This is a genomic window from Burkholderia sp. JPY481, from assembly GCF_038900515.1.
GTDB lineage: Bacteria > Pseudomonadota > Gammaproteobacteria > Burkholderiales > Burkholderiaceae > Paraburkholderia > Paraburkholderia youngii.
Window position 1 is genome coordinate 664,481 of sequence record NZ_JAYMRT010000001.1, and the last position, 12,927, is coordinate 677,407.

9 protein-coding genes are annotated in these 12,927 nt (G+C 67.0%); 5 read left to right on the forward strand and 4 right to left on the reverse strand.

Going from position 1 to position 12,927, the window contains the following annotated elements:
* Positions 1–81: 81 nt before the first annotated feature.
* From VSR82_RS03055 to VSR82_RS03070, 4 genes are all read right to left on the reverse strand, one after another.
* Positions 82–2,712 carry a DNA internalization-related competence protein ComEC/Rec2 gene (locus VSR82_RS03055; protein WP_498857479.1) on the reverse strand — a complete coding sequence of 877 codons (2,631 nt, stop codon included), beginning with the start codon at positions 2,710–2,712 and terminating at the stop codon, positions 82–84.
* Between the two features lie 113 nt (positions 2,713–2,825).
* Positions 2,826–3,614, reverse strand: coding sequence for a TatD family hydrolase (locus tag VSR82_RS03060; protein WP_368586050.1), 789 nt, complete (start codon positions 3,612–3,614; stop codon positions 2,826–2,828).
* A gap of 126 nt (positions 3,615–3,740) precedes the next feature.
* A complete protein-coding gene (lolD, locus tag VSR82_RS03065; RefSeq protein ID WP_018435427.1) occupies positions 3,741–4,457 on the reverse strand; it encodes a lipoprotein-releasing ABC transporter ATP-binding protein LolD in 717 nt (238 codons plus the stop codon).
* A gap of 31 nt (positions 4,458–4,488) precedes the next feature.
* Positions 4,489–5,742, reverse strand: a complete 1,254-nt coding sequence (locus tag VSR82_RS03070; RefSeq protein WP_368586049.1) for a lipoprotein-releasing ABC transporter permease subunit — start codon at positions 5,740–5,742, stop codon at positions 4,489–4,491.
* Positions 5,743–6,048: 306 nt separating this feature from the next.
* Between VSR82_RS03070 and VSR82_RS03075 the strand changes: the two genes are divergently transcribed.
* The 5 genes from VSR82_RS03075 to VSR82_RS03095 all read left to right on the forward strand — a co-directional run bounded on the left by VSR82_RS03075 (position 6,049) and on the right by VSR82_RS03095 (position 12,874).
* Entirely contained in the window at positions 6,049–7,173 is a 1,125-nt protein-coding gene (locus tag VSR82_RS03075) for a regulator (RefSeq protein ID WP_368586048.1), read from the forward strand.
* A 16-nt stretch (positions 7,174–7,189) separates the two neighbouring features.
* The gene (gene recJ / locus VSR82_RS03080) at positions 7,190–8,896 is read left to right on the forward strand and encodes a single-stranded-DNA-specific exonuclease RecJ (RefSeq protein WP_498857480.1); all 1,707 of its coding nucleotides are present in this window, start codon (positions 7,190–7,192) and stop codon (positions 8,894–8,896) included.
* 110 nt (positions 8,897–9,006) lie between these two features.
* Positions 9,007–10,111, forward strand: a protein-coding gene (gene prfB, locus VSR82_RS03085; protein ID WP_013089810.1) for a peptide chain release factor 2 whose coding sequence is annotated in 2 segments (ribosomal slippage) — positions 9,007–9,087 and positions 9,089–10,111 — 1,104 coding nt in all. Because the reading frame shifts where the segments join, the coding sequence is not laid out codon by codon here.
* A 138-nt stretch (positions 10,112–10,249) separates the two neighbouring features.
* Positions 10,250–11,776, forward strand: a complete 1,527-nt coding sequence (gene lysS, locus VSR82_RS03090) for a lysine--tRNA ligase (RefSeq protein ID WP_368586046.1) — start codon at positions 10,250–10,252, stop codon at positions 11,774–11,776.
* Positions 11,777–12,124: 348 nt separating this feature from the next.
* Complete coding sequence (locus VSR82_RS03095) at positions 12,125–12,874, forward strand: glycine zipper 2TM domain-containing protein (protein WP_429458770.1); 750 nt, start codon at positions 12,125–12,127, stop codon at positions 12,872–12,874.
* Positions 12,875–12,927: the final 53 nt, after the last annotated feature.

Consider the following 12,927-nt stretch of genomic DNA (forward strand, 5'->3'; position numbering starts at 1 on the left):
GGGTGCTTCGCCTGTGCCGCTGCTTATACCGCTGCTTGCGCCGGTTGTCTGCGCCGTTGCGCTCATTGAGCGGCGACGCGCTCAGGGCTCCATCCAGTAGCGGCGCTGCGTGTCGCGATAGCGCTCGAGCGTGAGCGCGGCGCCCTCCTCAGCGCGCGCGCGCGGATCGACGTCGACCCTGACGGCGCCATCGCGATCGCTGCGCGCGAGCTCGATATGACGCGCTACATAGCGCGCGAACACGCCCGCGTTCGGATGATGAAAACGATTCTCGTAGCCTACCTGAAATAACGCGATGGACGGATCGATAGAGTCGAGGAACGGTTCGGTCGACGAGGTTTTGCTGCCATGATGCGGCACTACCAATACTTGCGCGCGTAACATCTCGCGATCGCGTGCGAGCAGCGCGCGCTCGGTCGGCGCTTCGATGTCGGCGGTCAGCAGGGCCGCGAAACGCGGCGCGTTCGCACTGACCGACGCCGCCTGACCTGCGTTGGTGGCGGGCAACGTGCTGACCCTCAACGCGCAGCAATGCTCGTTCGCCTTGCCGGTGAGCGCCCCGGCGTCCGGCCACAATACCGCGAATTCGACACCGTCCCACTGCCAGCGCTGCCCCGCCACACACGGCAGCGTCTGCGCGCCATGCTGTTTTGCCTTCGGCCACAGCGGATTGTCCGGCCTCAGTCCGGCCACCAGCTGACCCACCTCGATCGCGTCGAGCACTGCCGGCGCGCCACCCGAATGATCCGAATCGTCGTGGCTGATCATCAGCGTATCGAGCATCGTCACACCTTGCGCCTGCAGGAACGGCACCACCACTCGCTCGCCAGCATGCGTCGATTCCGGGCCGGGGCCGGCATCGAACAGCAACGCGTGATGCGCGGTCTGCACGAGCACCGACGTGCCCTGCCCGACATCGAGCGCAGTCAGACGGAACGCACCCGATGGCTCGGCGAGCGCGCCGTTTGCGCCAGGCATCAGCAGCGGCAGCCACGTCAGCGGCGCCGCCCAGCGCAGCGGCCAGCCACGCGGCGCGAGACACCACAGCACACCGAGCGCCGCCGCGGCGAGCGGCCACGCATGCGGCTGCGGCAACCACCACAGCGTCCAGCGCGGTCCCGACACCAGTTGCAGGCCTGCCGCGAGGCCATCGAGCAGCGCGTGCGCGGCGTGCCACGCGAACGCGTCGAGCGGCGCGGGCAATGCGACGCCCGCGAGCACCGCCGGCGTGACGAGCGCGCTCACCCACGGAATCGCGAACGCGTTCGCGAGCGGACCGACGAGCGGAATCTGCGCGAACCAGTAGGCGGTCAGCGGCGCAAGCGCGACCGTCACCGCGAATTGCACGTGCGCGGCGCTGCGCAAGCGTTCGGCGAGAGCGCGCAGATGCAGGATCAACACCGGACGCAGCGCCAGCCACCTGGCTTGCGCCGCGCCGCCCTCCCCGTCTTCATGCTGACGTGACGCCTGCGGACCCCGCACGCGCGGCCGCCCCGACAACGCGAACAGGATCGCGCCGACCGCGCCGAACGACAGCCAGAATCCCGCCGACACGACCGCCCACGGATCGATCAGCAACACGAGCCCGAGCGCCCACGCGAGCACCGTTGAACGCGCCAGCTGCCGGCCGCCGACGAACGCCAGCGCGACGAGCGCGGCCATCCACAGCGCGCGTTGCGCCGGCACGTTGAAGCCCGCGAGCGCGGCATGCAGCGCAGCGAAGAGCGCCCCGGCCGTCACGCCGACGAGCTGCGCGGGCAAGCGCAGCGGCCAGTTGCGGCCGAGCCAGCCCGAGCGTCGCCAGATTGCTGCCGCGAGCCAGCCGGTCAGCCCCGCGACCAAGCCGATATGCAAGCCCGAAATCGCCACCAGATGACTCGTGCCGGTTTCGCGCATCAATTGCCAGTCGGCGCGGCTCAGCTGGTCCTGCGCGCCGATCGCGAGCGCGACGACGATGCCGCGATGCGGCGCATCGGCGAGCACCGTGTCGATACGCGCGCGCAACGCGGCGCGCCAGCGGTCGACCAGCACGGCGAGCCCGCGCGCGCGACCGGCGAGGCGCCGCGCATGATCCGGCACGCTCACGTAACCAGTCGCGCGGACGTTGCGCGCGAGCAGACTCGCCTCGGCATCGCGCACGCCAAAATTCGCGTTGCCGTGCGGGCGCTTCAGGCGCACGGTCAGACGCCAGCGCTCGCCCGGTTCAAGCTGCGGCGCCGGGGCGTCGCGCGCGATCCAGGCGAGTTGGATCACGCGCGGGAAGGCGGCGAGCCGTGCATCGTTCGACTCAACGTCGAACAGGAAGCGCGCGCCCTTGTCGTCGCGCGTCGGCAATCCCTTGATAGTGCCGACGACCTCGATATCGCGCCCTTGCCACTCATGCGGCAGGCTCACCGCGAGCCGCGTTTGAGCGCGCAGAGCCGCATAGCCGAAGCCGACGCAGATCGCCGCGCACCATACAGCGCCCCAACCGGCCACCCGCCGCATGCGGGCATCGCGCCATACACGGCTAGCGAACTGGTGCGACAAGCGCCGCTCGTTTTCGAGCCGGTACGCCGCGCCCGCTCCAGCGCCACGCAAACCCCACCCGGCAACGCCGGCGGCGGCACAGCCGGCCAGTATCAACGCCCACCATCCGCCCGCATCCGGCAACGTCGCCTGCCGCTGCAGCCAGATCACACCCAACGCAAATCCACACCAGACTGCCCGCATCCGCCCTCCGCGCCTCTGGCGTCGGGCGTCGTCACGCGCCGGCGAGCAGGCAGCGGCGAGCCCGCCGGGCGTGGGCGTCGCCCGGCGCGAACCCATTCGATCAACCGAATCGATTATGCAGAGGAAAGCGCGAGTCGCGGCAGCGCGGCGAGCGCGTTAGCCGTTGTGCCAAGGGCGGCTGCGTCGGAAGTGACACCGCGCAGTTGCGCGAGGCTCGCCCCGATCGCCGGAATCTGCTCTGGCGAATTGCGCTGCTTGTACATCCACGATGGCGCGATATCGGGCGCGTCGGTCTCGACGACCAGCGCGTCGAGCGGCAGCTGTTCGGCGAGTCGGCGGATCTGCCGCGCGCGCTCGAACGTCAGGTTGCCGCCGAACCCGAGATGCAGGCCCTGATCGATATATGCCTGAGCCTGCTGGAAACTGCCATTGAACGCGTGCGCGATGCCGTGATGGATCTGGTGCCGGCGCAGTCCCGCGATCACCTGATCCTGCGATTTGCGTACATGGCAGATGACCGGCAGATCGAATTCGCGCGCGAGCTCCAACTGGCCGTTGTAGAAAAATTGCTGGCGCGCATCGTCGAGACCGTCGACGAAAAAGTCGAGCCCGATCTCGCCAATGCCGACGAAGCGCGGATCGTCGAGGCTCGCCTCGATCTCCATGCGCAGCAGGTCGAGGTCGGCGTCGACGGCGCCTGGCGTGTACATCGGATGAATGCCGAGCGCGTACGCGCCGCCGTCGACGCGGTGCGCGAGCTCGCGCACCGCCGCGAAGTTCTGTCGCCCGATCGCCGGAATCACGATGCGCGACACGCCCGCATCGCGCGCGGACGCCGCAACCGCGTCACGGTCGGCGTCGAACTCCGAAGCGTCGAGATGGCAGTGCGTATCGATCCACATGGGTTGTCTCGCTGGCAATGGGACCCGACCGAAGGTGGGCCGGCGGTTCGCGGCGGCGGTCGGTCATCCGCGGATCGCCCGCAACGACCGTGCCGGGGTTTGACTCAACCCCGGCTCAAGCCGGGCTCAGACCGGCACCGGCGGCTCTTCGTGCAGCACGCCGTCACGCAGCCGCATGATGCGATCGCAGCGCCCCGCCAGCTCCGGGTCGTGCGTGACGATCACGAAGCTCGTCTCGAGCGTGCGCGATAGTTCGAGCATCAGGTTGAACACGGTGTCGGCGGTGCCGCCGTCGAGGTTACCGGTCGGCTCGTCGGCGAGCACGCAGGCGGGCTTCGTGACGAGCGCGCGCGCGATCGCGACACGCTGACGCTCGCCGCCCGACAGCTCGCCCGGCCGATGCTTCGCGCGATGCCCCATGCCGACGCGCTCGAGCACCGCCATCGCCTCACGGCGCGCGACTTCGGTCGTCTCGCGACGAATTCGTAGCGGCATCGCGACGTTATCGAGCGCGGAAAACTCCGGCAGCAGATGGTGAAACTGATAAACGAAACCGAGCGCGCGATTGCGCAGGTCGTTGCGCTCGCGCTCGGAGAGCTTCGTGAACGGCTTGCCGAGCACCGACACCTCGCCTGCGCTCGGATCGTCGAGACCGCCGAGCACGTGCAGCAGCGTGCTCTTGCCGGAGCCCGACGCGCCGACGATCGCGAGCTTCTCGCCGCGCCGCACGGCGAGTTCGGCATTGTTAAGCACCTGCACGTTCAGGCCACCCTGCACGAACGATTTGGAAATGCCGGTGGCTTCGAGCACGTACGGATACGACGCGGGGTCCTGAGCGGTCATGGATGAATCGGTTGAGGGATGGACGAGGCGGTCATTCATAGCGCAGCGCCTCCGCCGGACGGACCTTCGCGCCGCGCCAGCTCGGATACAGAGTCGCGAGCGCGGACAGCACGAACGCGATGATGCCGATGCGAGCGACGTCGGCCGGAACCAGCTCGGACGGCAACTCGCTGATGAAGTACACCGACGGCGGCAGGAACTGCACGCCGAGCAGATGCTCGATCATCGGCACCAGCCACGGGATGCTCCACGCGATCAGACAGCCGAGCGCGACGCCGGTCGCAGTGCCGATGAAACCGATCGTCACGCCCTGCACGACGAAGATCTTCATGATCGAGCCGGGCTGCGCGCCGAGCGTGCGCAGGATCGCGATATCGGCCTGTTTGTTGGTCACCGTCATCACCAGCGACGACACCAGATTGAACGCGGCCACCGCAATGATCAGCGTCAGGATGATGAACATCATGCGCTTCTCGATCTGCACCGCCGAGAACCAGGTCTTGTTCTGCTGGGTCCAGTCGCGAATGTACAGATCGCCCGACAGCGTGCGCGCGAGCTGACGCGCGACTTCCGGCGCGCGCTGCATATCGGTGAGCCTCAGCCGCACGCCGGTCGGCGCAGGCAGCCGGAACAGCGCCTGCGCGTCCTTGATGTTGATCAGCGCGAGCGTGCTGTCGTATTCGTAGTGGCCCGACTCGAAGATGCCGACCACCGTGAACTGCTTCAGGCGCGGCAGCATGCCGGCCGGTGTGATCGTGCCTTCGGGCGCGACGAGCGTGATCTTGTCGTTCAGCTGCACGCCGAGATTGGCCGCCAGATCGGCGCCGAGCACGATGCCGAAGTCGCCGGGCAGGAGGTCGGTCAGCTTGCCGCCCTTCATTTCCTTGCCGATATCGGACACTTCCGGCTCGAGCGTCGGCTCGATGCCGCGCAATGCGACGCCGCTCACCGCATCCTGGCGCGTGAGCAGCGCCTGCGCCTCGACGTAGGGCGCCGCGCCGATCACCTGCTGGTTCTGCCGCGCTTCCTTCGCAGTCAGTTGCCAGTCGGGCATCGAACCGGTCGGCGAAAAGATCTCGACGTGCGCGAGCACCGACAGCATGCGGTCGCGCACCTCTTTCTGAAAGCCGTTCATCACCGACAGCACCACGATCAGCGCCGCGACGCCAAGCGCGATGCCCGACATCGACACCAGCGCGATGAACGATATGAAGCCGTTACCGGTCGTGCGTTTACCGGCGCGTGTGTAGCGCCAGCCAATCTGCCATTCGTAGGGAAATTTCAAGCGAATCCTTTTGTGCGTTCTTCGACTGTGTGTCGGGAGCGGCAAACATCGAGCGTGTGCCGGGCGGCCCGAGCGTCGTGATCGTTGGGCTCGCGGCGGCGCCGATCGTTCCTCGCCCGGCCGGCCGCTGTGCGGCTGCGCCGGCGCATGGAGGCGTGGCGGCACGGTGCGCCACCGCTGCCGCGTCCAGCGATCAAGCGCGAAGTTTGCCACACAATGCCGCCCGCTCGCGCAAAGCTCATGCCTCGGTACGCGATCGATAAACCAGCCGTGCTTGGTCGAAATACTCGCACCGTTTGCCCTACAATGCGCAGCATCATGCCTGCCGACCGCCTCCATCTTCTGCTGCCTTTCGCGCTGCCCGCCGCGGCCGACGCCTCCACCGCGCTTCACGACATCCATAGTCCCGCCCTCGACACGCTGATCGCGCGCGCGACGCTGATCGAACGCGTGATCGGCGAGGATTTTCAGCGCACGCTGCCGCACGAGCGCTGGGTCGCGCGACAATTCGGCGCGCTGCCTGATGGCGCAGCGGGCGCCTCGGCCGCCGCCGACGAAGCCCCGCTCGCGCCCTACATGCTGCGCGCCGACGGCGGCGAACCCGGCAGCGCGACGTGGGCGTGCGTGCAGCCGGTGCACGTGCACATCGCGCACGACCACCTGGTGCTGATCGATCCCGCCTCGCTCGATCTATCGGATGAAGAAGCGGCCACGCTGCTCGCGCTCGCGCGTCCGCTGATCGAGGAACTCGGCGTGCGCGTCGAAGCGCCGAAGCCGACCCGCTGGTATCTGTCGAGCGACGCGTTCGGCACGCTCGCGGGCGCGTCGCCGTTGCGCGCGAGCGGCCGCAACATCGAGATCTGGCTGCCGCACGAAGCGCATTCCGGCGAGCGCTCGCGCGCATGGATGAAGCTGCAGAACGAAGTGCAGATGGCATGGTTCGAGCATCCGGTCAACGAAGCGCGCGAGGCACGCGGGCTGCCGGCCGTCAACTCGATCTGGTTTCACGCGCAAGGCGCCGCGCGGCCGGTGCGCAGTCCGTTCGCGCGGGTGCTGTCCGACGCCGCCGCGACGCGCGGCCTCGCGCTCAGCGCGGGGATCGCGCCAGGCGCGCCGCCGGCGTCGTACCGCGAACTGCCGGCGGCGCTGCGCGGTGCAACCGACGGCAGCGGCAGCGGCGCGACACTCGTCGAACTCGATCCCTTCTCCGCGCCCTACATCGAACAGGACTGGGCGCGCTGGAACCAGGCATTCGCCGCGCTGGAGAGCGACTGGTTCGAGCCGGCTCTCGCGGCGCTACAGGCGGGCGAACTCGCCGAGCTCGGCCTCACGCTGTGCGGCGACACCGGCTCGGTGACGTTGAGCGTCACGCGCGGCGACCTGCGCAAATTCTGGCGGCGGCGCGTGCTGGCCTCGCTTTTCATCGAATGATCCACGGCCCTTCCGCATGACCCGAATCGTTACGCGCCCCTGCTCCCCTGTCGACGCCGACGTGCTGACCCGCTGCGGCATGCATCCGGTGCTCGCGCGCCTGTACGCATCGCGCGGCGTGTGCCTGCCCGAAGAGGTCAAGACCGGCCTCGCGCGGCTCGTGCCGCCCGCCGACCTGAAGGGCTGCGACGCGGCCGCCGCGCTGCTCGCCGACGCGCTCCAGCAGCAGCGCCGCATGCTGGTCGTCGCCGACTACGACTGCGACGGCGCAACCGCCTGCGCGGTCGCGGTGCGCGGACTGCGCATGTTCGGCGCGCGCATCGACTATCTGGTGCCGAACCGCATGGAGCACGGCTACGGACTCACGCCGGACATCGTCGAGCTGGCGGCGCGCAGCGCGGCCGGCAAGCCCGATCTGCTGATCACCGTCGACAACGGCATCGCGAGCGTCGACGGCGTTGCCGCCGCGAACGCGCTCGGCATCGACGTGCTGGTCACCGACCACCATTTGCCCGGCGACGAATTGCCCGCCGCGCGCGCGATCGTCAATCCGAACCAGCCGGGCTGCACGTTCCCGAGCAAGTGCCTGGCCGGCGTCGGCGTGATGTTCTACGTGCTGCTCGCGCTGCGTGCCGAACTGCGCCGCCGCGGCGCGTTCGGCGACGCGCTGCCCGAGCCGCGCCTCGACGGTCTGCTCGATCTGGTCGCGCTCGGCACCGTCGCCGACGTCGTCAAGCTCGACGGCAACAACCGCGTGCTGGTCGCGCAAGGTCTGCAGCGCATCCGCAAGGGTCGCATGCAGCCGGGCATCGCCGCCCTCTTTCGCGCCGCCGCGCGCGATGCGCGCAACGCGTCCGGCTTCGATCTCGGCTTCGCGCTCGGACCGCGCCTGAACGCTGCGGGACGGCTGTCGGACATGTCGCTCGGTATCGAATGCCTGACCACCGACGACGTCGGCCGCGCGTGGGAGCTCGCGCAGCAGCTCGACACGATGAACCGCGAGCGCCGCGAAATCGAGGCCGGCATGCAGCAGCAGGCGCTCGACGACCTGTCGACGGTCGACCCAGACGGCGCGACCACCATCACGCTGTTCAATCCGGGCTGGCATCAAGGCGTGATCGGCATCGTCGCGGGACGGCTGAAGGAAAAATTCCACCGCCCGTCGTTCACGTTCGCGCCCGCCGACGATACCGGCGTGCTCGTCAAGGGCTCGGGCCGCTCGATCCCGGGCTTCCATCTGCGCGACGCGCTCGATCTGATCTCGAAGCGCGAACCGGACCTGATCGTTAAATTCGGCGGCCATGCGATGGCCGCGGGCCTGACGATCGCCGCCGCCGACGTGCCGCGCTTCACGGCCGCGTTCGAGGCGGTCGGCCGCGAATGGCTGTCCGCGGAGGCGCTCGCGCGCACCGTCGAAACCGACGGCGAGCTCGAAGATGCGTACTTCACGCCGCAATTCGTCGAGATGCTCGACGCGGCCGTGTGGGGCCAGGGCTTTCCGGCGCCGGTGTTCTCCGGCGAATTCGAGGTCGCCTCGCAGGCGCTCGTGAAAGACAAGCACCTGAAGCTGCAACTGCTGCGCGGCCGCCAGCGCTTCAACGCGATCTGGTTCAATCACACCGATACGCTGCCCGCGCGCACCACCGTCGCCTACCGGCTATCGAGCGACACGTGGAACGGCGTGTCGCGCGTGCAACTGATCGTCGAGCACGCGGTGAGCTGAAATCTTCCGCAAAATCAATCGCGAACACGCGCCGGATCGCCCGCGGGGCTCCGGCGCGGCGTGCCGATCGGCTATAATTTCTCCTTTTTACGAAGCTATAAAAGATCGACATGGAAGCGGAACGTCTCAACGCGATCGAAGCCTCTCTGGCCGACCTGCGCAAGCGCGCGGACGACCTACGGGGGTATCTTTGACTACGACGACAAAGCACTGCGTCTAATCGAAGTCAACCGGGAACTCGAAGACCCGGACGTCTGGAACGATGCGAAGCACGCCCAGGCACTCGGTAAAGAAAAAAAGCTGCTCGACGACACGGTCGGCAAGCTCACGTCGATCACCAACGACGTGAACGACGCGCAAGACCTGTTCGACATGGCGCGCGAAGAAGCCGACGACGAAACGCTGCTCGCCTGCGAAGCCGATGCACAGGCCATCGAAGCGCGCGTCGCCGACATGGAATTCCGCCGGATGTTCGCGAACCCGGCCGACCCCAACAACGCCTTTCTCGACATCCAGGCCGGCGCCGGCGGCACCGAAGCGTGCGACTGGGCGTCGATGCTGCTGCGCCAGTATCTGCGCTACTGCGAACGCAAGGGCTTCAAGACCGAAGTGCTCGAGCAGACCGAAGGCGACGTCGCCGGCATCAAGAACGCGACGATCAAAATCGAAGGCGAATACGCATACGGCTTCCTGCGTACCGAAACCGGCGTGCACCGCCTCGTGCGCAAGTCGCCGTTCGACTCGTCGGGCGGCCGGCATACGTCGTTCTCGTCGGTATTCGTGTACCCGGAAATCGACGACTCGATCGAAGTCGAAATCAACCCGGCCGATCTGCGCATCGACACCTACCGTGCTTCGGGCGCGGGCGGTCAGCACATCAACAAGACCGACTCGGCGGTGCGTATCACGCACATGCCGTCGGGCATCGTCGTGCAGTGCCAGAACGACCGCTCGCAGCACCGCAACCGCGCCGAAGCGATGGCGATGCTGAAATCGCGCCTGTACGAAGCGGAAATCCGCAAGCGTCAGGCCGAGCAGGACAAGCTCGAAGCGGGCAAGACCGATGTGGGTTGGGGCCATCAGATCCGCTCGTACGTGCTCGACAACAGCCGCATCAAGGATCTGCGCACCAACGTCGAAATCAGCAACACGAAGAGCGTGCTCGACGGCGATCTCGATCCGTTCATCAGCGCGAGCCTGAAACAAGGCGTCTAAGCGCGCACGGCGGCGCGGCCACGTCCAACGATCGGGACCGCGCTTGCCTCGTTTTCCAGTACCGCCTGAGGCTTTTACACTGACTGGCTTCCCGCTTCGCGGCGCACGCCGCGGCGGGCCACCGAATACCAAATCATCATGACTGAACCGACCCAGCCGACTGTCGTGCCCGAAGTGGACGACAACAAGATCATCGCCGAGCGCCGCGAAAAGCTGCGCGAGCTGCGCGAGCAAGGCGTCGCCTATCCGAACGATTTCCGTCCCACGCACCACGCCGAAGATCTGCAGTCGCAGTACGAGCACGCCGACAAGGAAGCACTCGAAGCGAATCCGCTCGAAGTCGCGATCGCCGGCCGCATGATGCTCAAACGCGTGATGGGCAAAGCAAGCTTCGCGACCGTGCGCGACGGCTCGGGTCAGATCCAGTTCTTCATCACGCCGGCCGACGTCGGTCAGGAAACCTACGACGCGTTCAAGAAGTGGGACATGGGCGACATCGTCGCCGCGCGCGGCGTGCTGTTCCGCACCAACAAGGGCGAGCTGTCGGTGCGCTGCACGGAGTTGCGTCTGCTGTCGAAGTCGCTGCGTCCGCTGCCGGATAAATTCCACGGTCTCGCCGACCAGGAAATGAAGTACCGCCAGCGCTACGTCGATCTGATCGTCACGCCGGAAACGCGCCGCACGTTCGTCGCGCGTACGAAGGCAATTTCGTCGATCCGCAAGTACATGGCCGACGCGAACTTCATGGAAGTCGAAACGCCGATGCTGCACCCGATTCCGGGCGGCGCGGCGGCCAAGCCGTTCTCGACGCACCACAACGCGCTCGACATGCAGATGTTCCTGCGCATCGCGCCGGAGCTGTATCTGAAGCGTCTGGTGGTGGGCGGCTTCGAGCGCGTGTTCGAGATCAATCGTAATTTCCGCAACGAGGGCGTGTCCGTGCGCCACAACCCGGAATTCACGATGATCGAGTTCTACGCGGCCTACACCGATTACAAGTGGCTGATGGACTTCACCGAGCAGCTGATTCGCCAGGCCGCGATCGATGCGCTCGGCACGGCCACCATCACCTATCAGGGCCGTGAGCTCGATCTGTCGAAGCCGTTCCATCGCCTCACGATCACGCAGGCGATCCAGAAATACGCGCCGCAATACACGAACGAGCAGCTCACCGACAGCACGTTCCTGCGCGCCGAACTGAAGAAGTTCGGCGTCGATGCCTCGCAGCCGCAGTTCCTGAACGCGGGCATTGGCTCGCTGCAACTGGCGCTGTTCGAGGAGACCGCCGAGTCGCAACTGTGGGAGCCGACCTACATCATCGACTATCCGATCGAGGTGTCGCCGCTCGCGCGTGCGTCGGACAAGGTGGAAGGCATCACCGAGCGCTTCGAGCTATTCATCACCGGCCGCGAAATCGCCAACGGCTTCTCCGAGTTGAACGATCCGGAAGATCAGGCCGCGCGCTTCAAGAAGCAGGTCGACCAGAAGGACGCCGGCGACGAGGAAGCGATGTTCTACGACGCGGACTACATCCGTGCGCTCGAATACGGCATGCCGCCGGCGGGCGGCTGCGGTATCGGCATCGACCGTCTGGTGATGATGCTGACCGATAGCCCGAGCATCCGCGACGTGATTCTGTTCCCGCATCTGCGTCGCGAAGATTGAGCGACGCTGAGCGCGAGTAGTCGCTGCGTTTCGCGTGCAATGTGATGGTTTTGACGAACGCCCGGTCGATACCGGGCGTTTTCTTTGTGCGCGCGTTTTCGCTTGGCGGGACCGATTTCTGCTAATGGACGTTTTGTAACCGGCGGTAAAAGCTGCTCCAGTGCGCGCAAGTCGCCGTGGTCGCAAGGGCCTGAAAAGCTTGCTGACACAAAGGCGCGCCGCGTAGAGGCCACCGGCCTTCGGCCAAGCCCGCCATCGAGGCGGTTACAAATAGAAACGCTGCCCGGATCGAATTGCCCGACACTGAATCTCACAAGGAGTCGGCTCTGTCAGAAACGGAGGCCCCACATGGACACCCCTACTCATCAACCCACGCAGCCACGTCGTCTTCATCCGTTGATCGCCGTCGCCGCCGGCGCGGTGCTCGTCGCGAGTCTCGTCGCCACCGCGGCAATCACCGGCGTGTTCCCAAAGGCGTCGGGCAACGGCGCACAAAACGATCAGACACAGGCAGCGCAGGTCAGCACGCAAGTGCCGGGCGTCGTCGATTCGGCCGCACCGGTCAATCCAACCGCGCAACAGCAGCAGGGGCAGGCTCAGCAAGCGGCGCAGCCCGCTCCAGCCGCGCTCCCCGCTCCGGCGCAGCAACAGCAATACGCGCAGCAGCAACAGGCGCAGGCCGCACCGCAGTCGCAGTACGCGCAACAACCCGGGCCGCAAGCAGCGCCCCAGTACGCGCAGCAGCCGGCGCCGCAAGCCGCTCATTGCTCGACTTGCGGTACCGTCGTCGCGATCTCGGCGGTTCGGCATGAAGGACATGGCACCGGTATTGGCGCGGTCGGCGGCGCGGTGGCCGGTGGCGTCGTCGGCAACCAGTTCGGGGCCGGCGGCGGGCGTACCGCGATGACGCTGCTCGGCGCGCTCGGTGGCGGGCTCGCCGGCAACTCGGTCGAAAAGCATCTGCGCAGCACGACGTCGTATTCGGTGCGCGTGCACATGGAAGACGGCAGGACGCGCTACTTCACCTATCACGAGGCGCCGCCGTTTCACGACGGCGAGCGCGTGCGCGTGCAGAACGGCGGCCTCGTCGCCGACTGATATCGGCTGCCTCACTCACGCGCTCCACTCTCGTCAACGCAGCCAAGAAAAAA